24 protein-coding genes are annotated in these 26,155 nt (G+C 56.4%); 14 read left to right on the top strand and 10 right to left on the bottom strand.

Going from position 1 to position 26,155, the window contains the following annotated elements; genetic code table 11:
* Window positions 1–38: 38 nt before the first annotated feature.
* Window positions 39–1,667 (bottom strand): alpha-D-glucose phosphate-specific phosphoglucomutase, encoded by a 1,629-nt coding sequence (locus FHW16_RS05675; protein WP_182548139.1) that lies wholly within the window; start codon window positions 1,665–1,667, stop codon window positions 39–41.
* A 167-nt stretch (window positions 1,668–1,834) separates the two neighbouring features.
* Between FHW16_RS05675 and FHW16_RS05670 the strand changes: the two genes are divergently transcribed.
* Complete coding sequence (locus tag FHW16_RS05670; protein ID WP_182548138.1) at window positions 1,835–2,089, top strand: type II toxin-antitoxin system Phd/YefM family antitoxin; 255 nt, start codon at window positions 1,835–1,837, stop codon at window positions 2,087–2,089.
* Window positions 2,089–2,502, top strand: coding sequence for a type II toxin-antitoxin system VapC family toxin (locus FHW16_RS05665; protein ID WP_182548137.1), 414 nt, complete (start codon window positions 2,089–2,091; stop codon window positions 2,500–2,502). Before FHW16_RS05670 ends, FHW16_RS05665 begins: the two co-directional genes overlap by 1 nt.
* Before the next feature lie 49 nt (window positions 2,503–2,551).
* Here FHW16_RS05665 and FHW16_RS05660 read toward each other — a convergent pair whose 3' ends face one another.
* Entirely contained in the window at window positions 2,552–3,169 is a 618-nt protein-coding gene (locus FHW16_RS05660; protein ID WP_182548136.1) for a L,D-transpeptidase, read from the bottom strand.
* Between the two features lie 179 nt (window positions 3,170–3,348).
* Between FHW16_RS05660 and FHW16_RS05655 the strand changes: the two genes are divergently transcribed.
* Window positions 3,349–3,843 carry an MmcB family DNA repair protein gene (locus FHW16_RS05655; RefSeq protein WP_182548135.1) on the top strand — a complete coding sequence of 165 codons (495 nt, stop codon included), beginning with the start codon at window positions 3,349–3,351 and terminating at the stop codon, window positions 3,841–3,843.
* Between the two features lies 1 nt (window position 3,844).
* On the opposite strand, the gene FHW16_RS05650 is transcribed toward FHW16_RS05655, so the two are convergent.
* The 3 genes from FHW16_RS05650 to hrpB form a co-directional block, all read right to left on the bottom strand.
* Window positions 3,845–4,408, bottom strand: a complete 564-nt coding sequence (locus FHW16_RS05650; protein WP_182548134.1) for an ActR/PrrA/RegA family redox response regulator transcription factor — start codon at window positions 4,406–4,408, stop codon at window positions 3,845–3,847.
* A 68-nt stretch (window positions 4,409–4,476) separates the two neighbouring features.
* Complete coding sequence (locus FHW16_RS05645; protein WP_182548133.1) at window positions 4,477–5,781, bottom strand: ActS/PrrB/RegB family redox-sensitive histidine kinase; 1,305 nt, start codon at window positions 5,779–5,781, stop codon at window positions 4,477–4,479.
* Window positions 5,782–5,925: 144 nt separating this feature from the next.
* Complete coding sequence (gene hrpB / locus FHW16_RS05640; RefSeq protein ID WP_182548132.1) at window positions 5,926–8,373, bottom strand: ATP-dependent helicase HrpB; 2,448 nt, start codon at window positions 8,371–8,373, stop codon at window positions 5,926–5,928.
* Between the two features lie 320 nt (window positions 8,374–8,693).
* On the opposite strand from hrpB, the gene FHW16_RS28730 reads away from it, so the two are divergent.
* From FHW16_RS28730 to fghA, 8 genes are all read left to right on the top strand, one after another.
* Window positions 8,694–10,760 carry a S10 family serine carboxypeptidase-like protein gene (locus FHW16_RS28730; protein ID WP_210278018.1) on the top strand — a complete coding sequence of 689 codons (2,067 nt, stop codon included), beginning with the start codon at window positions 8,694–8,696 and terminating at the stop codon, window positions 10,758–10,760.
* An 11-nt stretch (window positions 10,761–10,771) separates the two neighbouring features.
* On the top strand, window positions 10,772–11,182 hold the full coding sequence (locus FHW16_RS05630) for a hypothetical protein (protein WP_182548131.1): 411 nt from the start codon (window positions 10,772–10,774) through the stop codon (window positions 11,180–11,182).
* Between the two features lie 124 nt (window positions 11,183–11,306).
* A complete protein-coding gene (locus FHW16_RS05625) occupies window positions 11,307–13,487 on the top strand; it encodes a S10 family serine carboxypeptidase-like protein (RefSeq protein WP_182548130.1) in 2,181 nt (726 codons plus the stop codon).
* Between the two features lie 44 nt (window positions 13,488–13,531).
* Complete coding sequence (locus FHW16_RS05620) at window positions 13,532–13,975, top strand: hypothetical protein (RefSeq protein ID WP_182548129.1); 444 nt, start codon at window positions 13,532–13,534, stop codon at window positions 13,973–13,975.
* A 150-nt stretch (window positions 13,976–14,125) separates the two neighbouring features.
* Entirely contained in the window at window positions 14,126–15,238 is a 1,113-nt protein-coding gene (locus FHW16_RS05615; RefSeq protein ID WP_182548128.1) for an S-(hydroxymethyl)glutathione dehydrogenase/class III alcohol dehydrogenase, read from the top strand.
* Window positions 15,238–15,714: a GNAT family N-acetyltransferase gene (locus FHW16_RS05610; protein WP_182548127.1), complete on the top strand. Its 477-nt coding sequence runs from the start codon at window positions 15,238–15,240 to the stop codon at window positions 15,712–15,714. The genes FHW16_RS05615 and FHW16_RS05610 overlap by 1 nt, the downstream gene beginning before the upstream one ends.
* Window positions 15,715–16,371: a DUF1345 domain-containing protein gene (locus FHW16_RS05605; RefSeq protein ID WP_182548126.1), complete on the top strand. Its 657-nt coding sequence runs from the start codon at window positions 15,715–15,717 to the stop codon at window positions 16,369–16,371.
* Window positions 16,372–16,399: 28 nt separating this feature from the next.
* Window positions 16,400–17,248, top strand: coding sequence for an S-formylglutathione hydrolase (gene fghA, locus FHW16_RS05600; protein WP_182548125.1), 849 nt, complete (start codon window positions 16,400–16,402; stop codon window positions 17,246–17,248).
* On the opposite strand, the gene FHW16_RS05595 is transcribed toward fghA, so the two are convergent.
* The 3 genes from FHW16_RS05595 to FHW16_RS05585 all read right to left on the bottom strand — a co-directional run bounded on the left by FHW16_RS05595 (window position 17,243) and on the right by FHW16_RS05585 (window position 19,832).
* Window positions 17,243–18,004 carry an RES family NAD+ phosphorylase gene (locus FHW16_RS05595; protein WP_182548124.1) on the bottom strand — a complete coding sequence of 254 codons (762 nt, stop codon included), beginning with the start codon at window positions 18,002–18,004 and terminating at the stop codon, window positions 17,243–17,245. The two genes, fghA and FHW16_RS05595, sit on opposite strands and share 6 nt — an antisense overlap.
* A complete protein-coding gene (locus tag FHW16_RS05590) occupies window positions 17,964–18,347 on the bottom strand; it encodes an MbcA/ParS/Xre antitoxin family protein (RefSeq protein WP_182548123.1) in 384 nt (127 codons plus the stop codon). The genes FHW16_RS05595 and FHW16_RS05590 overlap by 41 nt, the downstream gene beginning before the upstream one ends.
* A gap of 105 nt (window positions 18,348–18,452) precedes the next feature.
* On the bottom strand, window positions 18,453–19,832 hold the full coding sequence (locus tag FHW16_RS05585) for a cytochrome P450 (protein WP_182548122.1): 1,380 nt from the start codon (window positions 19,830–19,832) through the stop codon (window positions 18,453–18,455).
* Between the two features lie 193 nt (window positions 19,833–20,025).
* Here FHW16_RS05585 and gyrB point away from each other — a divergent pair, with 193 nt between their 5' ends.
* On the top strand, window positions 20,026–22,467 hold the full coding sequence (gyrB, locus tag FHW16_RS05580) for a DNA topoisomerase (ATP-hydrolyzing) subunit B (RefSeq protein ID WP_182548121.1): 2,442 nt from the start codon (window positions 20,026–20,028) through the stop codon (window positions 22,465–22,467).
* 35 nt (window positions 22,468–22,502) lie between these two features.
* On the opposite strand, the gene FHW16_RS05575 is transcribed toward gyrB, so the two are convergent.
* Together FHW16_RS05575 and FHW16_RS05570 are read right to left on the bottom strand one after the other, a co-directional pair.
* Complete coding sequence (locus FHW16_RS05575) at window positions 22,503–22,856, bottom strand: transcriptional regulator (RefSeq protein ID WP_348643855.1); 354 nt, start codon at window positions 22,854–22,856, stop codon at window positions 22,503–22,505.
* Window positions 22,857–22,864: 8 nt separating this feature from the next.
* Complete coding sequence (locus FHW16_RS05570) at window positions 22,865–23,161, bottom strand: toxin-antitoxin system TumE family protein (protein WP_182548119.1); 297 nt, start codon at window positions 23,159–23,161, stop codon at window positions 22,865–22,867.
* Between the two features lie 281 nt (window positions 23,162–23,442).
* Here FHW16_RS05570 and FHW16_RS05565 point away from each other — a divergent pair, with 281 nt between their 5' ends.
* Together FHW16_RS05565 and FHW16_RS05560 are read left to right on the top strand one after the other, a co-directional pair.
* Complete coding sequence (locus FHW16_RS05565; protein WP_182548118.1) at window positions 23,443–24,498, top strand: dipeptidase; 1,056 nt, start codon at window positions 23,443–23,445, stop codon at window positions 24,496–24,498.
* Between the two features lie 27 nt (window positions 24,499–24,525).
* A complete protein-coding gene (locus FHW16_RS05560) occupies window positions 24,526–26,136 on the top strand; it encodes an ABC transporter substrate-binding protein (RefSeq protein ID WP_432651992.1) in 1,611 nt (536 codons plus the stop codon).
* Window positions 26,137–26,155: the final 19 nt, after the last annotated feature.

The following is a 26,155-nucleotide window of genomic DNA, read 5'->3' as shown; positions in this document are numbered from 1 at the left end:
GCCTTCTGGCGGGCTTTCTGATTCAAGAAAAGCGCTTCTTATGTAATCACGCTTGGTTTGTCGCGGCCTGTGCGTGTCTTGATTTCAGTCAGGTCGTCGGCGGCGCGGATGAGATCGGCGAGCGCGCTTTGCGTTTCAAGATTGTGACGCCTCGGATCGGCCTCATAGCGTTCGATGTAAAGCCGCAATGTTGCGCCCGACGTGCCCGTCCCGGAGAGGCGCAGGACAATGCGCGATCCGCCCTCGAACAGGATCCGGATGCCCTGATGCTCGCTCACTGATTTGTCGATGGGATCATGGTAGGCAAAATCATCGGCCTTGGTGATTGTCAGGCCCTGCACGGTCTTGCCCGCAAGCGTTGGCAGTTTGGCGCGCAGATCGTTAACGAGGCCGTTGGCTGCCGCTGAATCGACTTCCTCGTAATCATGACGGGTATAGTAGTTGCGCCCGTAGGTGGCCCAATGTTCCCGCGAGATTTGCTGCACGCTCTCCTTGCGAACGGCGAGGATGTTGAGCCAGAGCAGAACGGCCCAGAGACCATCCTTTTCGCGGACATGGTTGGAACCCGTGCCGGAGCTTTCCTCGCCGCAGATCGTTGCCATATCGGCATCGAGCAGGTTACCGAAAAACTTCCAGCCCGTCGGCGTCTCGTACATACCAATTTTTGCCTTTTCGGCCACGCGGTCCGCGGCGCCGCTGGTGGGCATGGAACGGGCAATGCCCTTCAGGCCGGCCTTGTAGCCCGGTGCAAGATGCGCGTTGGCAGCGAGCATCGCCAGCGAGTCGGACGGGGTGACGTACATGCCCTTGCCGATGATCAGGTTACGGTCGCCATCGCCATCGGACGCCGCGCCGAAATCCGGACCATCCGGTGACATCAGCAGGTCATAGAGATCCTTTGCATAGACGAGATTGGGATCCGGGTGATGTCCGCCGAAATCCTCCAGCGGTACGAAATTCACGCAAGTTCCATCCGGCGCTCCGAGGCGGTGTTCGAGAATCTCCTTGCCATAGGGACCGGTTACGGCATGCATGGAATCGAACCGCAATGTGAAGCCGGACTTGATCAATGCGCGGATTGCATCAAAGTCGAACAGCGTTTCCATCAGTTCGGCATAGTCGGACACGGAATCAATGATCTCCACGTCAACACCGGCGAGCTGCTGTTTGCCAACCGTGTCGATGTCGATATCCGCAGTATCCGCAATCAGATAGCGGTCGATGACCTTGGAGCGGGCGAAGACAGCTTCGGTGATTTTTTCCGGAGCAGGGCCGCCATTGCCGATGTTGTATTTGATGCCAAAATCTTCCTTTGGACCACCCGGATTGTGGCTGGCGGAAAGGATGAAGCCGCCATACGCCTTGTATTTGCGGATGACATTGGAAACGGCAGGTGTCGACAGGATGCCGCCCTGACCGACGAGGATACGGCCAAATCCGTTCGCAACGGCCATTCTTATCGCAATCTGGACAACATCGCGATTGTAGTAGCGGCCATCGCCGCCGATCACGAGTGTTTTGCCCTTGTATCCGTCGAGTGAATCGAACACCGATTGAATGAAGTTCTCGACATAGTTCGGCTGCTGGAATTCGGGGACCTTCTTGCGTAGCCCTGAGGTGCCCGGTTTCTGGTCATCGAATGGCGTGGTGGCAATCGTTTTGAACATGTGGACCTTCCAGTTTATGCGCGTCGACAGCAATCTATGAGCCCCTTGTCGATCAGGTCAACAAGGCAAAAATCAGTTCGGCAAATAAATCAGATCGAGGCAACCAGCCGTTGTTTGCCTGTATATTCCATTTGTAGTAACATAACTACAATTTAAAAGGGTATGTCATGGGCATCACAACCGTTTCGAGCAGAGAATTCAATCAGCACGCCAGCGACGTTAAAAAAGCGGCGAACAATGGTCCTGTGTTTATCACAGACCGAGGCAGGCCCGCGCATGTTTTGCTGAGCATCGAAGAGTACCTGAAACTGACAGGGGGGCAGGAGAGCCTGGCCGATGTCCTGGCGCAGCAGCCATCATCCGACTTTGATTTCAAAATACCCCGTTTGAATGTCCGGTTCCGTCCTGGCGATCTTTCCTGATGTTTGTTCTCGATACCAATTTCATTTCGGAAATGCGACGACCGGATAAAGCGGACTCGAAAGTATTGGCATGGGCATCAACCATACCGTTCTCCCATTTTTTCATCTCCGCAATTACGATCTTGGAAATTGAGCAGGGTCTCCTGCTTGTGGAGCGAAGGGATGCACAACAAGCTGCGGTACTGCGTCTTTGGCGCGACAATTGGATTTTGCCGCGATTTGAGGGGAGAGTTCTGGCAATTGATACGGCTGTCGCGCAACGTTGCGCGCATCTGCATGTTCCAGATCCTCATTCAGAGCGCGATGCGCTTATCGCTGCGACGGCCCTGGTCCACGGTATGACTGTGGTGACGCGAAACATTGCGGATTTTGCATCGACAGGTGCTCGGGTGGTCAATCCCTGGATGACGTAAAAAGGCCGCCTCCGAGGCAGCCTTTTCAACCAATTCAAAAGTCAGCAAATTACAGGACGACCACTTTCGCACCCACTTCGGCACGGTTGTAGAGGTCGATGATATCCTGGTTCATCAGGCGGATACAGCCCGAAGACATGGCTTTGCCGATGGACCACCATTCTGGGGTGCCATGCAGGCGGTAGCCCGTATCGCCGCCCTTGTTGAAAAGATAAAGCGCACGTGCACCAAGGGGGTTTTGCAGGCCCGGATCCATGCCGTCGCGGAATTCAGCCAATTCCGGCTTGCGCTTGATCATTTCCTTCGGTGGTGTCCAGGTTGGCCATTCGCGCTTCAGGGCAATGCGTGCCGAGCCTGACCATTCAAAACCCTGCTTGCCGACGCCGATGCCGTAGCGCATGGCGCGACCGTCACCCAGGACGAGATAAAGGAATTTTGCACCCGTATCGACGACAATCGTCCCCGGTGCTTCACCGCCATCATAGCGCACTTCCTGACGCAGGAACTGCGGAGGAATTTTGGCGCGCGGAATGGCTGGAAGCACATAACCGGCGTCAGTTACGGAAGAATAGGAGGCAGTGGAATAGTTGAAGCCGATCGTGGAACAGCCGGTCAGAGCAGTTGCACCCATCAGTCCAACTGCAAGGACGATAGTCTTGAGTTGCATAGTCACCCCATCAAGTATTGGCCGAATCTAAGGCGATTCAGTTGTCTTCCCTCATTATCGCCATTATTGTTAATGCTTGATTAACCGTAAAGCGTAGTTTTCCGTTAACCACGTTTTCTTCAACCAACTGGTGCATTTTTGCCGTATGCGGTTGCAGAGATTTGAATGATACTTGCGCCATGCCCCTTGTGATTCCCGGTCAGACCAGTCCGCTTGTCGACGGACGCCAGTCGGAAAATGCCATGCTTGTCCGCCGCGGCGTGCAACGGCTGTTTCTGGAGCTTGGTTTGGCCGTGGTGCCGGAATTGCCCTTGGCTTCCGGCCGGCGGGCCGATCTTGTGGCTCTGTCGCGCACCGGGGAAATCTGGATTGTCGAGATCAAATCGTCGATTGAGGACTGGAAGGTGGACAAGAAATGGCCGGAGTACCGGGCCCATTGCGACCGGCTGTTCTTTGCCACCCATCCGAGCGTTCCGGCAGACATTTTCCCGCTGGATTGCGGCTTCATCCTGTCGGATGGTTATGGTGCCGAGATCCTGCGGGATGCACCCGAACACCGGCTATCCGGTGCGACCCGCAAGGCGATGACCCTGCGTTTCGCCAGAACAAGTGCGGCCCGCATGACGCTTGCGGAGCTTTCCGGAATCCATTTGCCCGAAACGGATATTGAATAATTCAGCGTGGGGCGCGCTTGGCAAGAATGCGTTGCAGGGTACGCCGGTGCATGTTGAGGCGGCGGGCTGTTTCGGAAACATTGCGGTCACACATTTCATAGACACGCTGGATATGTTCCCAGCGAACGCGATCCGCAGACATGGGGTTTTCGGGTGGTGCAACCTTCGCGCCAGACCGGCGGGTGAGCGCCGCGAATACCTCATCGGCATCAGCGGGCTTTGACAGGTAGTCGATGGCACCCAGTTTCACGGCGTTGACTGCGGTTGCAATATTGCCGTAGCCGGTCAGAACGATAGCACGGGTATCTTCACGGCGAGCGCGGATCGCTTCGATGATATCAAGGCCGTTGCCATCAGCGAGGCGCATATCGACAACCGCATAGGCTGGTGCGTGGGTTTTGACGCTTGCAAGTCCTGCCTCGACCGATTCTGCGATCGCTACCGTAAAGCCACGGGATTCCATGGCGCGCGCCAGGCGCTGCAAAAAGGGCTTGTCGTCGTCGACCAGCAACAGTGTCCGATCGCCGCCTATGGCCGCAATATCGTCCTGATCCGTGTGTTCCATCAGGGTTTCCTGCTCATTTCCTACAAATATACTCCGTTAATGGTTCGCAATGAACAAAAAGTCAAAGGTTATCCGTTTTGTTCATCAAGTTGATTGCGCGGCCACGTCACGACAACTTCTGCCCCTTGCCCCGGATCATTGCGATTGCGGAAGGTAATGGCTGCGCCGGAGCGTTCCAGTAATGTCTTGGCAATGAAGAGACCGAGACCTAGGCCGCCCCCATGCTCGTTGATCTCGCGATCACGACCGGTGGTGTAGGGCTCCCCGATTCGGTCCAGGATATCAGCCGGGAAACCTTTTCCGTCATCGGCGACAACGATCTGTACCGTCTTGTCAGTCCAGCCCCAGCTGACCTGAATGGTCTCGCGGGCAAAATCCACCGCGTTCTCGACCAGATTGCCGAGGCCATAGATGATTCCCGGATTGCGGCGGATGACTGGCTCATTGCCTTCACCGCGCAGTTTCGTTACCTCGATACCGATGCCGAAGTTACGGTTGGGCTCGATAACTTCCTCGATCAGCGAGGAAATCTTCAGCCGGGACATATGCTCTTCGCTCTCCGAGGAAAGGCTGGTCAACCGCTTGAGGATTTCCCGGCAGCGATCAGTTTGTGAGCGCAGGAGTTCAACATCCTCAGCAAAGCGGTCGTCCTGTGCCAATGCCCGCTGCATTTCCTTGGCAACGAGCGCAATGGTAGCAAGCGGCGTGCCGAGTTCGTGCGCAGCTGCAGCGGCAAGGCCGTCAAGGGCCGAAAGGTGCTGTTCCCGCTGCAGGATCAGCTCCGTTGCCGTGAGTGCGTCGGCCAGGAGCCGGGCCTCTTCGGCAACACGGTAGGCATAGACCGCGGTGAAGACCAGCGCCGAGACAACGGAACACCACACGCCTGCAACCAGCACAAATGGCAATTGCAATGTCTGGTCCGGGTACCAGGGCAGGGGCAGATGGAAATAGGCAAGCGCCGTCGCGCAGACCGTCACGAGAACACCGAGCGTCACGGTTGAGGAGGCGGGCAGCGACGTTGCAGAGATGATGACCGGGACGATCATCAGCACGGCAAAGGGATTCTGCAAGCCGCCGGTCATATAGAGCAGGCCTGCCACCTGCAGGATATCGAAGGCAAGAACGGTGATGGCCGCCCGCGGTTCGAGGCGATGATTGATTGGATAGCGGAACGACAGAAGCAGGTTCAGCCAGGCCGAGCAGGCGATCAGCGCAAAGCAGATGCTGACTGGAAAGGGAAATTTCAGGTAGAGCGCGACGAAAAGGACGGCGATGCTCTGACCCGCGACGGCCAGCCAGCGCAGGCGGATCAGCGTTGTCAGCCGCAATCGCCGCGACAGGTATGAGGAGCGTATGCCGAATTCTTGAACCATGGGCGAGCTTTAGAACAAACCCGATGCAAAGGGAATTCTCCATTTGCTGAGAGTGATACTCAGGTTCTTTGATAGTTAAGCGGCTGTGCACTATTGATCGAAGGGCGAACCACGCACCATGCGCATGTAGTCCAAACAAGTCTCTCACGTGCCGCGTGGCTTGGCCCTGCTGGTGGGTAGTGCCGTTGCGGGGTCTTCCGGCCAGACATGTCTGGGATAGCGCCCGCGCATGTCGCTGCGCACGTCAGCCCATGAGCCCTTCCAAAAACCGGGGAGGTCGCGGGTGATCTGGATCGGCCGGTGCGCCGGGGAGAGAAGTTCCAGCAGCAGCGGAATTGTACCGTCAGCAATGGCTGGATGAACCCCAAGCCCGAACAGTTCCTGTACACGGACCGCGAGAACCGGATCTTCGGCATCGTAGCGGATGGGAATGTTCGAGCCCGTCGGCACTTCGAAATGCGTCGGCGCAAGTGCATCGACCTTGCGTTGCAGGTCATAAGGCACCAGTGAGCGCAGCCCCTCGCTCAGCACATGTGCCGGAATCTGGTTGAGATTGGCCGTGCCGGGCAGGAACGGCAGCAGCCAGTCATCCAGCGTGGCAATCAGGTCCGCATCAGCCATGGATGGCCATGGAGCGCCAAGGCCCTTGTGCAGCCATGCGAGACGGCGGCGCAGGATTGTCGCTTCCTTCGACCATGGCAGGATATCAAGACCATGGCTGCGCACAGCGTCGACAACACCCTGATTGGCCTGTTCGCCGCTCGGGGCTGGCAGGGTTTTTTCCGACAGGGCGATGGCCCCGATCCGGGTGGCATCACGCGCCTGCAGGGCATTGCGGTTCGGGTCGTAGGTGACCTGCCGGCCGCTGATGATACGATCACTCAGCGCTTCGCGGATATCGGCCTCGGAGAGTTCCGCAGCCGCCAGTATCCGAGCTTTGCCGGCACGGCCTGCCAGATCTGCAACGACCAGCCATTGCGCGCGTGCCAGCGATGTGGCCGCATCGACCTCGCCGCCTCGGCCGTTGGCCAGCGTGAACTGACCATTGCCGCGCGCTTTGGCGATCCGATCAGGATAGGCATCGATCAGCAAACGGCCGACGCTGCCCGGTTCTGTACCTTGCATGACATCACGTCCGGCCAGTCGCTTCGCCAGCCCGCGCGCCCGCGCTGCGCGATCGCCGCGTTCACGCTGAAAACGGCTAAGCCGCACGTCAAGGTCAATATCATTGCCGCCCAACCCGCGCTCGGTCAGGAGCACGGCGAGTTCCGCTGCGCGCTGTGCCTGACCGCGTTCACGCGCGGTCAACACCATATGTGCAAGCCGCGCCGGCAGGGCGAGGGCGCGCATGGCATGGCCCATCGCAGTGATGCGATCGCCGTCCAGTGCGCCGAGGTTTTCCAGCAAGGCTTTGGCTTCCTTGATGGCCGGGGCGGGCGGGGCATCGAGAAACGCCAGACTGCGCGGATCGGCAACGCCCCACGCGGCACAATCCAGCACAAGTCCGGTCAAATCAGCTTCGAGAATTTCCGGCGGGGCAAAAGCTTCCAGCGCGGCCGTCTGTTCCGCGCGCCACAGGCGCAAGGCAATGCCGGGCTCCGTGCGTCCGGCACGGCCCGCGCGCTGATCCACCGCCGCCCGTGCCGCCCGCACGGTCTCCAGCCGGGTCAGGCCTGTTGCCGGTTCGAATTTCGGCAGTCGTGCCAGACCGCTATCAATGACAACGCGCACGCCATCGATGGTGATGGACGTCTCGGCGATGGATGTTGCCAGCACCACCTTGCGCTTGCCCTGCGGCGCTGGCTTGATCGCGGCATCCTGATCGCGGTCCTCCAGCGCACCGTATAGCGGCACGATCATCGTATCGGCGCTCAAACGTCCTTCGAGCGATGCGGCGGTGCGCTCGATTTCGCGTTGCCCGGGAAGGAACGCCAGAATGCTGCCCGTCTCGGTTGCCAGCGTGTCGCGGATTGCCCGCGCCATGGCATCCTCGATCCTCTCCTCCGTTTTTCGCTCGCGATACCGTGTCTCGATGGAAAAGGATCGGCCCTTGCTTTCCAGCACCGGCGCGTCACCGAGAAGGTTTGCAACGCGGGCGCCATCAAGCGTCGCCGACATCACGAGGAGTTTCAGGTCCGGCCGCAGCGCCGCCTGTACATCCAGTGCCAGTGCCAGACCGAAATCCGCATCCAGACTGCGCTCGTGGAATTCGTCGAACAGCACGGCCGCAATGTCCTTGAGATCGGGATCGTCGAGGATCATACGGGCAAACACGCCTTCGGTCACAACGAGAATGCGCGTTCTGGCCGAAACCTTGTTTTCCAGCCGCATGCGATAGCCGACGGAGGCGCCCACCTCTTCGCCCAGCAGGCTGGCCATGCGGCTTGCCGCGGCGCGCGCGGCGAGGCGGCGCGGTTCCAGAAGGACGATGGTTCTGTCCTCCCGCCATGGCGCATTGAGCAGATGCAGCGGAATGAGCGTCGTCTTGCCTGCACCGGGCGGCGCAACGACAACCGCCGCAATGCCGCCCGCCAGCGCTTCATCCAGCGCGGGAAAAATCTCGGTCACGGGCAGGATAGGCAAGTCAGTCACAGGCAAAATCCAGCGGTAAAATCTTCGACCGTTTTGACAAGGTTTGCCGCGGGAAGTCCATAACTTTCTGTCAGCGAGGATATGGATGCAGCTTGTTACAATCCACGCGCGATATGTCCGGTTTTGGACCGGCGATATGAGGAAGGGTGGAACTCTATTCGAAGTTTAACCTCATGATATTGCGCCAGTAATTCTCATGCCCGTACATATCAGCACTGATTTTCCAGTTGTTTAGACTTTGGCTTAATTGACGCATGCTCACCCAATTTGAGACGTTGGCTTTTTAAATAAGAAATTTCAAAACTCGGGAATTTTACCAAATGAAATTACGAATTCTCCTTCTATCGATTCTGGCCTTTTTGGCCGCCTGTAACAACAACGCGGAAAACCCCGTCTCCGAAAGCACGTTTGTGCCTGAAGCGGCGCCCGTTGCTGTTGTAGCAGAGCCGATAAAACCGTCGATCACTTCGGATGAAGCCGAAGCCGTTGCCGCCGCACCTCGGGAGAAGGTCGTCAACGACACTGCATCAGCCATGCACCATACCATGGCGATCAACGACAAGCCCACTATAGCAGAGCCAACGAAACCGCCGCTTACTCCGGATGAAGTGGAAGCTGCCGCCTACGCCGCCGTCGCACCGCAGGACACGGTGGTCAAGGAAACCACCTATTATGACACGACGATCAATGGCAGCGTCACCTTGGCGGATGTCAACGAGACGGCGTCCGCCATGCGCCACATCATGACGATCAACGGCAAGCCCACGCGTTTCACCGCCCGTGCCGGACACCTCGTGGCCTACGGGTCTGCAGCGGGACAAGACCCCGCTGGAAAATCGCCCGAGGCGGCGATATTCTACACCGCCTATACGCGCGATGACCTGCCCCGGGAGAAGCGGCCGGTGACCTTCTTCTGGAATGGGGGCCCGGGTTCGGCGTCGATCTGGCTGCATATGGGCTCCTGGGGTCCCAAGCGTCTGAAATCGGATGCGCCAAATATTCCGGCAAGTGCTTATACAAAGCAGCCTGAGAGCTTTCCATTCATCGACAATGAAATCACCCTGCTGGAACAGTCCGATCTGGTTTTTGTCGACCCGCCCGGCACTGGCCATTCCACAGCCGTATTTCCGCATACCAACCGGGATTTCTGGGGCACCGACATCGATGCAAAAGTGGTGGCGGATTTTATCACCCGCTACAACAATATGAACAACCGACAGAGCTCACCCAAATATCTCTATGGCGAATCCTATGGTGGCATTCGTACACCGATTGTTGCCAATTTGCTCGAAGCCGCCGGCACCAGCCGGTTTGACGCGGACCCCTCGGGTAAGCCGCCGGTCGTCCTGTCAGGTTACATCCTCAATTCACCGCTCGTGGATTACACCTCGGCGTGTGATCAGCATGACTCAATGGTATCCTGCGCGGGCTTTGTCCCGTCCTATGTCATGGCAGCGGATTACTTCAAGAAGTCCACGCGAACAAAGGAATCGCAGGCGGATTTCCTTCAGGCCATGAAGCAATATACGAAGGACGTTTATACCCCGATTTACAACAAGTACGTCATAAATTCAAAGCTGACGTCCAACGGGGAAAAATTTGTTGAAACAAAAGAGGGGATCGATTTCCTTGCAAGTCTGGCTGAAAAAACTGGCTTGGATTCTAAGACATGGGCGTCCAACAACCTGAATGTCGAGCCTTCCGTTTTCAGGAAAAACTTGATTCCGGGATTTAATCTTGGCCGCTTTGACGCGCGTATGAAGGTGCCGGGTCTTAGCGAGGAAGAATTAGAATTGGCCGATAAACAGTGGGAGGACTCTCGAGACAAATATGGATCTGAGAGCGTCGAATTTAAGCGCGCTCAAAAATTTTATTGGGATGGGGTGCAATACTACGAAGCTGACGACTATATCGAAGTGGCATTCCTTAATCAATTCAAAACCTATCTGCCGGATTTCGTCAATTATCACGCCGCTTCCGATTACGAGCTGTCGGGTGATCAGGCGAACAAGAATTGGGTCTGGAAGCGCGCCGGCCAGAACTCAAATAATCCGGTCAGCATACCCGATATCCAGAGCGCTCTGATCTATGATCCTGCGTTGAAACTGCTCATCCTGCATGGTTACGAGGATATTGCCACCCCGGGCCATCAGACCGAACTGGATTTGGCCGGAGCTGGCCTCAGCGAGCGCATCCCGGTCAAATGGTTCGAGGGCGGACACATGATCTACAACACCGAAGTGTCGCGCCCATTGCTGAAAAAGACACTGGATCAGTATTATCTGGGCGCACCCTACGATCAGCAAGCCGCCTTGGTTGCACAAGCAGCGCAACAATCGAAAACCATATCGGCATCACAACTCATGTCAGCCGCCGCCGCAAATTAGGAGCACAGCATATGAAACACTCTCGTCCATTGCGGATTGCTATTCTTGCTTCTGTCAGCATTTTCACCGGTATTGTCCGCGCCATGGCCAATGACGATATCGGACATCCGCCGCCAGATCCCGCTGGCACGGTATACCCTGAAATGACGCCGGAATTCGTGCAGCAGAAGGTCGACGAGCAGATACGGGCGCAATTCGAACAGGCTGCCGGGCCCTCCGCTTATGTACTGTCTGCCGAACAGGCAAAAACAGCTGGCTGGGGTGTTATCGCCGATCACTTCCCCGAGATAGACCGGGACCGGGACGGCTACGTCTCTCTATCCGACATCGTGCGGTTCCTCGCGGCCCGCACGCCGCAAAACCTGATGAAAGCGGCGCAACAGCGGCAAAGTCAAAAAAGCGGTGTTGAGATCATAGAGTAAAGCTGGCCATAGGGTTCGCTCCTTGAAGAGGGGCAGCATTCAATGGGTGCCATTTTAGTCATCCGTGGCTCGATTTTTTCAAATCAATTTTTTACGCAAGAATTTTTATGGGGAATTTTATGAAATGAAATTACGAATTCTCTCCCTGTCACTCCTAGCCTTTCTGGCTGCCTGCAATGACAAGTCTGAAAGTCCTGTCTCCGACAGCACCTTTGCTCGCGATCCGTCGACTACCGTTGAGCCCACATCCCACCAAGTTACATCCCATGCCGATATGACACCTGAGAAAAATTTGGCAGAGAATAAAATTGCCTATGATTTCTCTGTCGAGGACGCGCTTGAGCCTGCTAAAGTGGATGAGATGCCATCTATCAGGCTGCGTCAAGCGGCGGCGGCTGCAATAGTTGAGCCCGAATCCAATCCTGTACCGCCAGTTGTTTCCTATGGTGATATCGCGCCGGGGAAACATCCGGTCGAGGACAAGATCGTCTATGATTTCACTGGCAATGGCGCGCTTGAGCTTGCCAAAGTGGATGAGACACCGTCCGTTAGACTGCATCAGATGGTAATCAATGGCCAGACGGTCAATTTCACCGCCAGTGCTGGCCATCTCATTGCCAAAGCGCCGACGGGAAGACATGATCCGGATCAGGCGGCGATTTTCTACATGGCCTACACGCGCGATGACCTGCCGCATGAAAACCGCCCTGTGACCTTCTTCTGGAATGGTGGTCCGGGTTCGTCCTCGTTCTTCCTGCACATGGGTTCCTGGGCACCGCAGCGTCTGAAAGTGGGGCTGCCCGTCATTTCCGAAGAAGCAAAAAAAGAAAAACCCAAAACCTTCCCGTTGGTCGACGATGCGGAAACCCTGCTCGACCAATCGGATCTCGTTTTTGTCGATCCCGTTGGAACCGGATTTTCAGAGGCCATCGAACCCCATAAGAATATAGAGTTCTGGGGCATGGATGCCGACGGGCAAGTCCTGCGCGACTTCATCACGCGGTACATCAACAAAAACAACCGCCAGAATTCGCCGAAATATCTCTATGGCGAATCCTATGGTGGCATTCGCACACCCATCGTGGCGAACCTGCTGGTGCAAGCGGGAACTGCCAATTACCAGCCCGATCCTTCGGGAAAGAAACCGGTGGTTTTGTCAGGCGTTATTTTGAACTCCCCCATCCTCGACTACGAGACCAATGGGACTGTGCAGTCTGGGAACAAAACGGCATCATGGGCGGGATTTCTCCCAACCCTTGCCATGATAGCCGATTATTACAAAAAGGGCACGATGCGGGGAAAGGCCACCGTGCCTGAGTATCTGGATATTCTGCGAAAGTTCATTAAGGACAAATACAATCCGGCTCGGGAAAATTCGGCCGTATGGCATTCGCCCGAATTTCTAGCCGCAAAGAATTTCCCCTTTATTATTGAACAATACTTTTCGAATTTGAAAACTGAGATCTCAAACTGGAATCGGACGAGCAAGGATAAATCTATTCAAGCTAAAGCGGCATTCGGTAAGAAACTTGCTGGAGATCTAGAGAAAAAACTCAATGAATGGAGATTGGGAAGACCAGAGGATTATGGGTCTTTTCAATCAAAATTTAATAAAGACCCTGTTACTGCTGACGTGGGCAAGATTCAAGATTATTTCAATAAAACAGCAACGGCATCTTTCGGAAAACGCTTTGGCGCTACCATCTTATCAGACACCGCTGCGTTCTTTTCAGACATGACCGCTATAACGGGGCTCGCCATAGATTGGTTTCAGGAATTTGAGCTTACTGCATGGAATTTCGAGAAGCTTATCATGCCGGATTCCACCCTCAATTCTTACGACGCGCGCATCAACATACCCAAAAAGGACGGCAAAGACGTCTATGACCTGACTTTTTACGAAGACGATGCCTTCAAAGTGGGAATCGAAATGATCCTGCGGGCTACATTCGACTATCACAGCAAGTCGGATTACAAGGTCAGCAATATGGATTTGATACCCGACAAATGGAATTTCCAGCGCGACGCCGCCAAGCCGTATTCCAGAAGCAGTCTTCCCGATCTGGCGGAAATACTGAACTACGATCCGTCCATTAAAATGCTTGTTCTGCATGGTTATTACGATCGCATAACGCCATTTCACCAGTCGGAAATCGACCTCTTCAACGTCGGACTTGCGGATCGCATATTGGTCAAGTCCTTCGAAGGTGGTCACATGACTTATGAATCGGAAGAGGCGCGTGTCCCGTTGAAGCAGGAACTCGACAAGTTCTACGGAACGCCGTCGGTTCTGTCCCTGCAGTAAGCCATGTTTTGTATTAACCATTAGTTTGCCGATTGAGAAAACCAATGAAAAACAATTATTTATTTATTTTCGGCTTGATTGCTATCGGCCTGACCGGGGCTGCGCCAGCGCAGGCTGGTAGCTATAGACTTTCTGTTCCCGTTGACGCACCGGCCAAGCAAATGATCCTGAAAGTCGACGACAAGCCGGGTTCTCCAGCGGCAGGTGCGCCCCTAAAGCTCGATGCCAAAATCGTGCAGGATGCGGTCAATCAACAGCTGAAAAACCATTTTGACCGGGCGGCCAGCCCATCCGGCCAACTGACCGCCAATGCAGCCAAGGCTGCGGGTTGGGGTTTCATATCAGATCATTTTCAGGAGATCGACAGAGACAACAAGGGCTATGTCAGCTATGCCGATGTCTCAGCCTTTATGAAAGCGCGCTCGCCCCTGAAAGTCCCTGCATCAATGGCGAAGCCTGGCGACAAGGCGGTCCAGATCATCGAATGAGACTGCTCGCCTGAAAGCGGCCCCCACAACAACTCTGATCGGCGACGCGAAATGTCGCCGATTTGATTGACGATCCCCGGTGTGATCCTGATAGTGCACAACTGCAAATCAGTAGATCGCATGTTGAAAGACGCATCAGGGAGAGTTTGAATGAAATCGCGCGCCGCCGTTGCCTGGGAAGCCAAGAAGCCACTGACCATCGAAACCATCGAGATCGGTGGACCGAAGCCGGGCGAGGTTCTGGTGGAAGTCATGGCCACCGGCGTGTGCCATACGGATGCTTACACGCTCTCCGGACTGGATTCCGAGGGCAAATTTCCGGCCATTCTCGGCCATGAGGGTGCAGGGATCGTGCGCGAAATCGGCGCTGGTGTGACCTCGCTGCGGGTTGGTGATCATGTCATTCCGCTCTACACGCCGGAATGCCGCCAGTGCAAAACCTGCCTGTCGCAGCGCTCGAACCTGTGCACCTCGATCCGCTCAACCCAAGGGCAGGGCGTCATGCCCGACGGCACCAGCCGCTTCTCCTGCGATGGCGGAGAGGTGTTTCATTACATGGGCTGCTCGACCTTCTCCAATTTCACCATTCTGCCTGAGATTGCCCTCGCCAAGGTGCGTGAAGACGCGCCCTTCGACAAGATTTGCTACATCGGCTGCGGCGTAACGACGGGCATCGGCGCTGTGATCTATACGGGCAAGGTCTGGCCCGGCGCCAATGTGGTGGTCTTCGGTCTCGGCGGCATCGGCCTCAATGTCATCCAGGGCGCCCGCATGGTCGGCGCCGACAAGATCATCGGCGTCGATCTCAATCCGGCCAAGGTCGAGATGGCGAAGAAATTCGGCATGACCCATTTCGTAAACCCCAATGAAGTCGGTAATGACAAGGTTGTACAGGCCATTCAGGACCTGACCGATGGCGGCGCGGATTTCTCCTTCGATGCGACGGGTAATACGAATGTGATGCGGCAGGCGCTGGAATGCTGCCATCGCGGCTGGGGCACCAGCATCGTCATCGGTGTTGCGGAAGCCGGCAAAGAGATTTCGACCCGACCGTTCCAGCTCGTCACCGGTCGCAACTGGCGCGGTACGGCCTTTGGCGGCGCGCGCGGGCGTACGGATGTGCCGAAAATCGTTGACTGGTACATGGAAGGCAAGATCGAGATCGACTCGCTCATCACCCACACCATGCCGCTTGACGAGATCAACACTGCTTTCGATCTGATGCATGAGGGCAAATCGATCCGCTCGGTTGTGGTCTTCTGATGGACGTCAGCCACTACACGGTGGATGTGCGCGGGATGGATGAGTTCAGCCCGCGCGATCTCTACGCCATGCTGCGTATGCGGGTCGATGTGTTCGTCGTCGAACAGAAATGTCCCTATCCGGAACTGGATGGCAAAGACATTGACGCGTTGCATCTTCGGCTGCTGATCGGCGAGGAACTGATTGCGAGTGCGCGCCTGCGCCAGCCGCACGGCGCTGCTGATACAGCTGCGCGTATCGGCAGGGTTGTCGTCTCGCCTGCGCATCGCGGCAAGCGGCTCGGCGAGAAACTGATGGCAGAGGCCATTGCCGAGTGTGAGCGGCGCTTTCCGGATCGCCCTATTGCTCTGTCGGCGCAAAGCCATTTGCAGCGATTCTACGAATCCTTTGGCTTTCTGCCGGTTTCGGGGGAATATCTCGAGGATGATATTCCTCATGTCGACATGCAGCGGCCGGTAGCCGCCGGAGCACGATAAATGATGATATTGCGCCGGCACAATCCGTTCTACGCCGCGGCGGTTGTCGGCCTCGCAGCTCTGGCGCTCGCCCTTCTGGTTTACCCGGGCCTTGCCTATGTCATTGCCGCCAATGTGTTTTTTGTGGTCTATCTCATCCTGACGGCATTCAAGATCCATCGGCTCACCGCCAGTTTTCTCAGGCAGAACGCGGCGCGCTCGGACGAGCCCGTCTGGATCATTTTCGCGGTGACATTTGGCGCCGTCATCGTCGCGGTCGGCTCGCTTTTCGTGCTCATCAACAGCGAAAAGAATCCGCACATTCTTGATCTTTCCCTTGCGCTCGCGGCCGTGCCGCTTGGCTGGGCGACCATTCATGCCATGACCACCATTCACTATGCGCATCTCTACTGGCAACCGGACGAAACGGCTGAAGGCACGAAGGACAAGCCGCGCAAGCACGTCGGCGGCCTGGATTTTCCGGGGGGGAAGGAACCGGGAGGTATCGAGTTCCTCTATTTCTCTTTTGTCATCGGCATGACGGCCCAAACCTCGGATACCGCCGTGACCAGCACGGAAATGCGCAAGGTCAATCTGCTGCACGCCATTGTTTCGTTCTTCTTCAACACTGTCCTCGTCGCGGCAGCGGTGAACGTTGCCGTCTCGCTCGGCCAATAATCAGCTCATAAAAACCACGGGAATTGTCATGGAAACGCTATCGATCGCCAAAAGTTTCGACGGTACGCAAGGGGTCTATCGCCATCGCAGCGATGCTTGCCAATGCGATATGACCTTCGCGGTATTTCTGCCGCCGCAGGCAAAGGACGGTGCGGTGCCCGTGCTGTGGTATCTCTCGGGTCTCACCTGCACCCATCAGAATGTCATGGACAAGGGCGAATACCGCCGTGCTGCCGTCGAGCACGGCATTGCCATTATCTGCCCGGATACCAGCCCGCGCGGCCAGCACGTACCCAATGAGCGCGACAACTGGCAGTTTGGCCATGGCGCAGGTTTTTATCTTGATGCGACGCAGGAGCCCTACGCCGCCAACTACCGCATGGCGAGTTACATTATGGATGAGTTGCCGGCGCTGGTTGCGGCCAATTTCCCCGTTGATATGCAGCGGCAGAGCATAACCGGCCACTCCATGGGTGGTCACGGCGCCATTACGCTGGCGCTGAAGAATCCGGGTCATTTCCGCTCTGTCTCGGCCTTTGCGCCGATCACCCGGCCGGGCGTTGCAGGCTGGTCACGTCCGGCGTTTGAAAAGTATCTTGGTCCTGATCATGCTGCCTGGCGCGCCTATGACAGTGTGCTGTTGATGGAGGATGGCTACCGTCTCCCTGAACTGCTGGTCGATCAGGGCAAGGCTGACGGTTTTCTCGATGATGGCCTGCGGCCCTGGCTGCTGGAAGACGCCTGCAGGCGGGCACGTATCCCGCTGACGCTCAACATGCGCGATGGCTACGACCATTCCTATTTCTTCATTTCCACCTTCATGGCCGACCACATCGCCTGGCATGCTGCCCGGCTTGGTTCGGCCGCTTCCTCATAGGCGAAGTGTCCTTGCCATGCGTGGGTCGTTGGCAAAGATGGCGCGGCTGAAACCCAGCCGGATATTCGGCTGGTCGCAGATGGCTTTGACGCCATAATCGGAAAAGACCAGCCGCCAGGTGGTCGTATGCGTCGGACGAGGCATGGCGAACGCGCCGCACGAGAGGAGCGCAAGATTGGCGCCCCCCGCGGGATCACGCACCGATTGGTAACGGATGATTTCAATGCCCGCCTGATGCGCGGCGTCGGCAAGCGCAAGACAGGCCGTATAGTCGCTCAGATGCGTCCAATGCTCCGCATGTTGGACAAAGGGCGCTGCGGTCAGATCTATACCATGCTTGCTGGCGTAGCGGGCCTCAAATGCGGTGAATTCCAAAGCGTTGCGCGGCCATGGCGTACCGGGGCTCTCACTGAAGAACAGGAGCCGGTAGAATGCTGTCTCGGCCACGGCAGTTTCAACCACTTCGCTGGCATAGAACACGCCGGGAGAATAGCCTTCGCGCCGGAAACGCGAATTGCCGGGATAGCGGCCGTAACGGAACGGCGTTGCCAGGAGATAATCGAGGTGGGCACATTCCGGCGGCAAAGGCGGCTTGGTGGCCTCGATCTCGTCTTCAAGCAAAGCCTGCTCGTCAAGCGTGTCGACAAGTTTCATGGTGGAAACGCGGTGTTGCGCCTCGACGAGACGCCAGCAGGCGCCGTGTCTGTCACGCGCTTCAGATCGGAGCGCGTCGGGCGTCCAGATAGGCGAGGACATGGGCGAGACCGTCAATGGTTTTGATGCGGTTGAGTGGCTTGCCGCCCAGCATGCTGTTGTCAGTGCGGATCCACTGCCGGGCGACGCTATCGTCACCGCCGACAATGGCGTCCAGCGAGCGGTAGAGCCGGATGAAAAGGAGCGCCAGTTCGTAACTCTTGCCGGCGAGCGGGGTGCCATCCTCGCTACGCTTCAGCCGGGATATACTGGGCTCCGACAATCCAACCACGGTCGACAGTTCCTTGGCGGTCAGCCCGAGCAATTCGGCTGATCGCAGCAAGGCCTTGGAGACAACCGCAGTCTTGCTGGAACGTTCCGGTGTGCGTTGGGTGAGTGCCGACATGATTCTACCTTTCATCTGAAAGGAATATAACGTTAATTTCATATGAAATCAATTGCCAGACTTATAGTTTATCTGGATTGCATGATCCCGCAAATTGCTCGATCGTTACTGTCGCGCTAAAACCGTCATGGGCAGGCCGCCATCAGGTTGTGTCGTCAGCTTTTGGACCGGCCAAGGCTTTGCTGTACCCGCGGTATCGAAACGATACCTGTGGAGCAGTGTTGCCAGCGCGATAATGGCTTCCTGCAGGGCAAAACTGGCACCGATACAAACACGCGGTCCGGCTCCGAATGGCAGATATTGGAAGCGGTCGATCTTGTCGCGGTTCTCGGGGTGGAAGCGCGACGGCACGAATGCCTCTGGATTGTCCCAGTAAAGGCGATGGCGGTGTATCGTCCATGGCATGACCAGAATGGCAGAACCTTTGGGAATATGCAGGTCCTTGTACCGGTCGTCTTCCACGGGTTCTCGATTGATCGAGGGTGCTGGTGGATAGAGCCGCATGGCTTCCTCAAAGGCGGCGCGCGTAAACGGCAGTGCATTCAGCCATTCGTGCGGGGCTGGTAGCGGGTCCTGCTGCATGAAGGCATCGATTTCCTGTTCGATCAGATCGCGCTCCCACGGCGCCTGTGCCAGCAGGTAGAGCGTCCAACCCAAGGCGCGTGCTGTGGTCTCATGGCCGGCGCCGATAAAAGTAATGATATTGTCTTCGATCTCGGCGCGTGACAGGCCGTCGGGCCCTTCCGCGCGCAGCAGCAGAGTCAGGAAATCGTTTGGAACCGTGTCGCCATCCCGGTCCATGCGCGCCTTGCGCAGGATGATCGTTTCCGCAACGATCTTGCGGAAGAAGGCAAGCGCCCTCCGGCCGCGGATCTGTGTGAAGCGCGGCAGCCAGCTCGGCGCGCCGAGCAGGTCCAGCGGATCGACGCGCCCCATCGTCTCGAACAAGCGGTCAACCTCACGGGCGAACTGGTCCGGTTCGCCAGCAATCTCGCCTGAGAACAATGTTTCCGCCAGAATATCATAGGTCAGCATGGTCATGTCGCGGGAAACATCGACGGTTCCGGTAATGCTTTCATAACGCTCGGCAAAGGCTTCCGTCGTTCGCTTCATGGCTTCGGCAAAGCCATTGATGTGGCGCGGGGTAAAGACCGGTGCCATGGCCTTGCGCGAGCGTTTCCATGTGTCGCCCTCAGCCGTCAGCAATCCGTCGCGCAGAATTGGCCGCAGGATGCGCTGGCGTACCGCCGCCATCTTGTAGTTCTTGGCATTGTCGACGAGGATGTGGCGGATCAGGCCGGGATCATTGGCGATGATCGTATGCTGGAAGGCCCAGTCGATCGAAACCCATGGATCGTTGTAGGACGGCTCGCCCCACAATTCGAGCGGATTGCGGTAAATGGTGCGTATCAGCTCGATCGTGCCGACCGGACCCGTACGTGGTACGGGTGCAGGGGGAGTGAATGCGGTTCTGACAGTGTCCATTTGGCAGCCTCCAGAGCCACGATGTGGGGATAATAATTCCCGATGTCCACTAATTTAGCCATGATCCGTGGATAGCCTATAGGCTACGAATTGGAAAAAAGTACATTAACCACTATATCTAGGTCTGTAACCGGGCATGATTCGCCCGGATCCTTCACGCCAGTTCACGGCGCCAAGAAAAGATTGAATTTATATGAGTGATACACCTGAGATGACGACCGGAACCTCGCCGGAATATGGTGCAGATTCTATCAAGGTTCTCAAGGGGTTGGATGCTGTCCGCAAACGCCCGGGTATGTATATTGGTGATACGGACGATGGCTCCGGTTTGCACCACATGGTTTACGAGGTCGTGGATAACGCCATTGACGAGGCGTTAGCCGGTCATGCGACCCGCGTCACCGTGACGCTCAATCCTGACGGTTCCTGCACCGTCACCGATAATGGACGTGGGATTCCCACAGATATGCACGAGGAAGGCGTCTCTGCCGCCGAGGTCATCATGACCCAGCTGCATGCGGGCGGTAAGTTCGATCAGAACTCCTACAAGGTATCAGGTGGTCTGCATGGCGTGGGCGTTTCCGTGGTCAACGCTCTGTCGGTCTGGTTGCGGCTGAAGGTTCGTCGCCAGGGCAAGATTCACGAGATGAGCTTTACCCATGGCGTTGCCGATGCCCCGCTGAAGGTGGTCGGCGACTCGAATGGTGAGACGGGCACGGAAGTATCCTTCCTGCCGTCGACTGACACGTTCACGATGGTGGAATTTGACTTCAAAACGCTTGAGCACCGTCTCCGCGAGCTCGCGTTCCTGAATTCAGGCGTCCGCATTCTTCTGGCGGATCGCCGACATGCCGATCCGGTCGATCTCGAGCTGTTTTACGAGGGCGGGCTCACCGCTTACGTCAAATATCTTGATCGCACCAAAAAGGAACTGGTCAACGAACCGATCTATATTCGCGGTGAACGAGATGACACCACGGTGGAAGTTGCCATGTGGTGGAACGATAGCTATCACGAGAATGTTCTGTGCTTTACAAACAACATTCCGCAGCGCGATGGCGGTACCCATCTTGCCGGTTTCCGTGGCGCGCTGACGCGCCAGATGACCGGTTATGCCGAGAACACCGGGCAGGCCAAAAAGGCAAAGGTAACACTGACCGGTGATGATTGCCGTGAAGGTCTCACCGCTGTGCTTTCCGTGAAGGTTCCGGACCCGAAATTCTCATCGCAGACCAAGGACAAGCTTGTTTCGTCGGAAGTGCGCGCAGTAGTCGAAAGCCTTGTCAACGAGGCACTGTCGAGCTGGCTTGAAGAACACCCTGCCGAGGGCAAGGTACTGGTGGAGAAGGTCATTCAGGCCGCATCCGCACGCGAAGCTGCCCGCAAGGCGCGTGACATTACCCGCAAGAACTCACTGAGCATCAGCTCATTGCCGGGCAAGCTGGCCGATTGTCAGGAAAAAGATCCGGCCAAGTCGGAAATCTTCATCGTCGAGGGTGACAGCGCCGGCGGTTCAGCCAAGGGCGGGCGCTCGCGCCAGAATCAGGCCATCCTGCCGCTCCGTGGTAAAATCCTCAATGTTGAGCGCGTCAAGCTCGACCGCATGCTGTCTTCCGACCAGATTGGCACGCTGATTCTGGCGCTTGGCACCAGCATCGGCAAGGACGAGTTCAACCCGGACAAGCTGCGTTATCACAAGATCATCATCATGACCGACGCTGACGTCGATGGTGCCCATATTCGTACGCTGCTGCTGACATTCTTCTTCCGCCAGATGCCGGAACTGATTGAGCGCGGCCATATCTATATTGCCCAGCCGCCACTCTATAAGGTCTCGCGCGGCAAGTCCTCGCAATACATCAAGAACGAATCGGCCTTCGAGGAATTCCTGATTGATTCCGGCCTCGAAGAAGCCTCGCTCGAACTTGGCACTGGCGAAGTGCGTGCGGGTGCCGATTTGCGCGCCGTCATCAATGACGCGCTGGCTGTCCGCCACCTGTTGACGGGTCTCAACACACGTTATGACCGTGCGGTGGTGGAGCAGGCAACGATTGCCGGCGCGCTTAATCCGGAAGCCATTTCCGATACGCCGCGTGCGCAGGCACTGGTGACGGAAGTTGCTGCCCGCCTTGATCTGATCGCGGAAGAAACTGAAAAGGGCTGGACCGGCCGTCTGGCAACGCCGGACGACGGTGTGGATGGCTACGTGCTTGAACGTTCGCTGCGCGGCGTCAAGGAAACTGTCACGCTTGACATGGCGCTGATCGGTTCTGCCGATGCGCGTCAGCTCGACCGTTACTCCACCCGCCTCAACGAAATTTACGCCAAGCCGCCTGTCTTGCGCCGCAAGGAAAAAACCGAGCCGGTCGCCGGCCCGATCTCGCTGCTTGAGGCTGTGTTCGCCACGGGCCGCAAAGGCCTGTCGCTGCAGCGCTATAAGGGTCTGGGCGAAATGAATGCGGACCAGCTCTGGGAAACAACGCTCGATCCGAATGCGCGTTCACTGTTGCAGGTCAAAGTCAATGACGCGACCGATGCCGACAGCCTGTTCTCAAGGCTGATGGGCGATGATGTCGAGCCGCGCCGTGAATTCATTCAGGACAATGCGCTGAGCGTAGCAAACCTGGACGTTTGATATCGGATATCATAGTCCCGCTGCGGGCATTGCCGTCAGGCAACTGCCCGCAGGTCAAAATCAGCGTGTATGACGTCGAATGGAACGCAAACTTTTGCATCCTTGGTACGTTCGACAAGACCCCAATTGGTCAGGGCTGTTACATCGTCGTGAACCCGTTTGACGTCACGCCCGAGCGAGCGAGCGAGGCCGCGAATACTGGACGGGCCTATTTTCTGCAAATGCTCGATCAGTTCCCAACGTTTAGGCGTGATGATTGAAAACAATTGTGCTGGGGAACTGAATGTGAAGGTCGCTATTGGGTCACTGCTGCCTTTGTTCCAGGCATTCACGAATCCCTTGGCAGCATCACTTATGACAGCGCTCGTATCACTGCGTATTTGGATCACGGCCCTTCTCATTTTGATATTCTCCTGTCAATTTCCGAACAAAAATCGCTGATCAACATGTCTACGGAAATGAAACGATATGGGCGTTCCCGCCCATCAAGATGGCAATGATCCCCTTTTCCTCTTTCATTGTCATATCCAACAATCCGTTCGCCATGCCGACCCCAGAAAAGCCTGTATTTGTAAGGATGCGAGCTTCCTTTGACGGGTGTCGGAACCATCCAGATTGACATCTCCATGATGGAGCTGTCAGGAAAGATGGCCTTGTGTCGGTAGATAAGTTTAGCCTTGACGTTGTCAATCATGTCAACGCATTTCCTTGTTGTCAATTATGCCAACGCTCTGTTGATCCTTCTCCTTTCATGGGTAGCAGGTTTGGGAATCCGCAACCACGAGCCACGGGTTGCAATCGGGAGGAACGGATGCTCACGCACAAATGGGGCAGCTGTTATACTTTTGTACAAATCCTATCTTGCCTGTTCGTCTGTGACATGATCTTTTGTCAAACCAGGGCGTAAATGCCGGGAATTGATGAAACGATTTCCCGAAACATTTGCCTTATCGAACAACCTGATCGGGAATTGAAATGCAGTCTGTCTTTGATGGTCACAACGATGTGCTTTACCGGTTGTGGAAACATTCAAAAGACGGCGCCGATCCGGTTCGCGAATTCATTGATGGCACAACATCCGGACATATCGACAAGGGCCGCGCGCTCAAGGGCGGGTTGATTGGCGGGCTTTGCGCCATCTACGTTCCGTCAGGCGATCTCGCCTTCAAGGCGCCCGACGCAAAGGGCCATTATTTTACCCCTCTGGCCGCACCGCTGGAGCGAACGCCATCTCTCGACATCTCGCTTGAAATGGCTTCGATCGCCCTGCGTCTCGAACAGGCAGGCGGCTGGAAGCTGTGTCGTTCCACTGCCGACATCGAGGAGGCGATGGACAAGGACCTTTTTGCGGCAGTTCTGCACATCGAGGGCTGTGAAGGGATTGGTGCTGATCTCTCCGCGCTGGATGTATTCTATGCAGCCGGACTGCGTTCACTTGGACCTGTCTGGAGCCGCAATAATGTTTTCGGTCATGGTGTTCCTTTTGCATATCCCCTGGATCCGGATACCGGCCCGGGATTGACAGCGGCCGGTGAGGATCTGGTGAGGGCATGCAATCGCTTGGGTATTCTTGTGGATCTCGCGCACATCACTGAAAAGGGATTTTGGGATGTTGCCCGTATCAGTGATCAACCGCTGGTCGCCAGCCATTCCAATGTTCATGCGCTCACGCCGGTCGCCCGCAATCTGACGGACAAGCAGTTCGATGCCATTCGCGAAAGTAAGGGTCTGGTCGGTCTGAACTATGCCGTGGCGATGCTGCGTCCCGACGCGCGGGAAAATGCCGATACGCCACTTAGCGATATGGTCCGGCACATCGACTATATGGTCAATCGCATGGGTATTGATTGCGTGGCACTTGGCTCAGATTTCGATGGTGCTAAAATCCCCAGTGAAATTACCGACGCGGCAGGCAGCCAGGCACTTGTCGTTGCTCTGCGCGAGGCGGGATACTCGGAGGAGGATCTTGCCAAGATTTGTCGCGGAAACTGGATGCGTGTCCTGCGGTCGGCTTGGCATGAAACAAATTGAAACAATAGAAAAAACAGGGGTACCACAATGTTGATCAATCAGATAAACGCCAAATTCCGGCTGCTTGTCGGAAGTGCTGCGCTCTCGGCGCTCGTGATTTCGGGGGCGCCGGCATGGGCGGCGACACCGGCGGATACGCTGGTAGAAGCGTGGGCGATTGATGATGTCATTACGCTTGATCCGGGCGAGGCCTTCGAGCTCACCATGGGTGAAATCAACGGCAATACCTATGACAAGCTGGTTCGCCTTGATATTAATGATCCCTCGAAAATCACGGCTGACATTGCGCAGAGCTGGACGGTTTCGGATGATGGCCTGACCTATACGTTCAAGCTGAAGCCGGACCTAAAGTTCGCCTCGGGCAATCCGCTGACAGCGGAAGATGTTGCCTATTCCTTCGAGCGCGCCATCAAGATCGACAAGAGCCCGGCCTTCATCCTCACCCAGTTCGGCCTGAAGCCGGACAATGTCACCGAAAAGGCCAAGGCGACAGCACCCGATACCTTTGTCTTTACCGTCGACCAGCCCTATGCGCCGAGCTTCGTGCTCAACTGCCTGACGGCAACCGTTGCCTCCGTCGTCGACAAGAAGCTCGTCTCCCAGCACGTGGTCGACAATGATTACGGCAATGCCTGGATGAAGACCAATTATGCGGGTTCGGGTCCGATGAAGATCCGCGACTGGCGCGCCAACGAGATCCTCGTCCTTGAGCGCAACGACAATTACTACGGCACCAAGTCGATCCTCAACCGTGTCATCTACCGGCATGTGAAGGAAAGCGCGACGCAGCGCCTGCTGCTGGAAAAGGGTGATATCGATGTTGCCCGCAATCTGGAGCCGAACGATCTGGAACAGGTGGCCAAGAACAGCGACATCAAGACCACAAGTGCGCCGAAGGGCACGATCTACTATTTCAGTCTCAATCAGAAGAACCCGAACCTGGCCAAGCCGGAGGTGCGCGAGGCGCTGAAATATCTGGTTGATTACGATGCGATCGGCGAGAAGCTGATCAAGGGCATCGGCGAGATCCATCAGACGTTCCTGCCGAAGGGCATTCTGGGCGAGCTGGACGAAAAGCCCTATTCCCTCAATGTGGAGAAAGCCAAGGAGCTTCTGGCCAAGGCGGGTCTGAAGGACGGTTTCTCGGTGACGATGGACGTGCGCAACAACCAGCCGGTGACGGGTATTGCTGAAGCCGTGCAGCAGACCTTTGCACAAGGCGGCGTCAAGCTGGAGATCATCCCCGGTGATGGCAAGCAGACGCTGACGAAGTACAGGGCCCGCACACATGACATCTATATCGGTCAGTGGGGCGTTGATTACTGGGATCCGAACTCCAATGCGGAGACCTTTACCAGCAATCCTGACAATGCCGATACGGGCACCAACAAGACGCTTGCATGGCGCAATGCCTGGGATGTGCCTGACCTGACCAAGGAAACCAAGTCGGCCCTGCTCGAGCGCGATACAGCCAAGCGTGCGCAGATCTACCAGGACCTGCAGAAGAAGGTTCTCGAGACCAGCCCGTTCGTCATGCTGTTCCAGCAGACAGAAGTTGCCGGTTACCGCTCGACTCTCAAGGGCCTCAAGCTCGGACCATCCTTCGATACCAACTACGTTTTCAACGTATCGAAATAATCAGGGCGAACGCCCAAGG

Origin of the sequence: Phyllobacterium myrsinacearum (assembly GCF_014138285.1) — a bacterium.
Classification (GTDB): domain Bacteria; phylum Pseudomonadota; class Alphaproteobacteria; order Rhizobiales; family Rhizobiaceae; genus Phyllobacterium; species Phyllobacterium myrsinacearum_A.
The sequence above is the reverse complement of the archived record's forward strand: the minus strand, read 5'-3'. Positions and strand labels throughout refer to the sequence as shown.

Bases quoted from the DNA above. Each gene is read 5' to 3' on its own strand.
- FHW16_RS05665 (WP_182548137.1), top strand. From the start codon at position 2,089: ATGTTTGTTCTCGATACCAATTTCATTTCGGAAATGCGACGACCGGAT.
- FHW16_RS05605 (WP_182548126.1), top strand. From the start codon at position 15,715: ATGATGATATTGCGCCGGCACAATCCGTTCTACGCCGCGGCGGTTGTC.
- FHW16_RS05625 (WP_182548130.1), top strand. From the start codon at position 11,307: ATGAAATTACGAATTCTCTCCCTGTCACTCCTAGCCTTTCTGGCTGCC.
- gyrB (WP_182548121.1), top strand. From the start codon at position 20,026: ATGAGTGATACACCTGAGATGACGACCGGAACCTCGCCGGAATATGGT.
- FHW16_RS05620 (WP_182548129.1), top strand. From the start codon at position 13,532: ATGAAAAACAATTATTTATTTATTTTCGGCTTGATTGCTATCGGCCTG.
- FHW16_RS05615 (WP_182548128.1), top strand. From the start codon at position 14,126: ATGAAATCGCGCGCCGCCGTTGCCTGGGAAGCCAAGAAGCCACTGACC.
- FHW16_RS05585 (WP_182548122.1), bottom strand. From the start codon at position 19,832: ATGGACACTGTCAGAACCGCATTCACTCCCCCTGCACCCGTACCACGT.
- fghA (WP_182548125.1), top strand. From the start codon at position 16,400: ATGGAAACGCTATCGATCGCCAAAAGTTTCGACGGTACGCAAGGGGTC.
- FHW16_RS05630 (WP_182548131.1), top strand. From the start codon at position 10,772: ATGAAACACTCTCGTCCATTGCGGATTGCTATTCTTGCTTCTGTCAGC.
- FHW16_RS05650 (WP_182548134.1), bottom strand. From the start codon at position 4,408: ATGGAACACACGGATCAGGACGATATTGCGGCCATAGGCGGCGATCGG.
- FHW16_RS05670 (WP_182548138.1), top strand. From the start codon at position 1,835: ATGGGCATCACAACCGTTTCGAGCAGAGAATTCAATCAGCACGCCAGC.
- FHW16_RS05610 (WP_182548127.1), top strand. From the start codon at position 15,238: ATGGACGTCAGCCACTACACGGTGGATGTGCGCGGGATGGATGAGTTC.
- FHW16_RS05675 (WP_182548139.1), bottom strand. From the start codon at position 1,667: ATGTTCAAAACGATTGCCACCACGCCATTCGATGACCAGAAACCGGGC.
- FHW16_RS05590 (WP_182548123.1), bottom strand. From the start codon at position 18,347: ATGTCGGCACTCACCCAACGCACACCGGAACGTTCCAGCAAGACTGCG.
- FHW16_RS05645 (WP_182548133.1), bottom strand. From the start codon at position 5,781: ATGGTTCAAGAATTCGGCATACGCTCCTCATACCTGTCGCGGCGATTG.
- FHW16_RS05570 (WP_182548119.1), bottom strand. From the start codon at position 23,161: ATGATTGACAACGTCAAGGCTAAACTTATCTACCGACACAAGGCCATC.
- FHW16_RS05565 (WP_182548118.1), top strand. From the start codon at position 23,443: ATGCAGTCTGTCTTTGATGGTCACAACGATGTGCTTTACCGGTTGTGG.
- FHW16_RS05560 (WP_432651992.1), top strand. From the start codon at position 24,526: ATGTTGATCAATCAGATAAACGCCAAATTCCGGCTGCTTGTCGGAAGT.
- FHW16_RS28730 (WP_210278018.1), top strand. From the start codon at position 8,694: ATGAAATTACGAATTCTCCTTCTATCGATTCTGGCCTTTTTGGCCGCC.
- FHW16_RS05655 (WP_182548135.1), top strand. From the start codon at position 3,349: ATGCCCCTTGTGATTCCCGGTCAGACCAGTCCGCTTGTCGACGGACGC.
- FHW16_RS05660 (WP_182548136.1), bottom strand. From the start codon at position 3,169: ATGCAACTCAAGACTATCGTCCTTGCAGTTGGACTGATGGGTGCAACT.
- FHW16_RS05595 (WP_182548124.1), bottom strand. From the start codon at position 18,004: ATGTCCTCGCCTATCTGGACGCCCGACGCGCTCCGATCTGAAGCGCGT.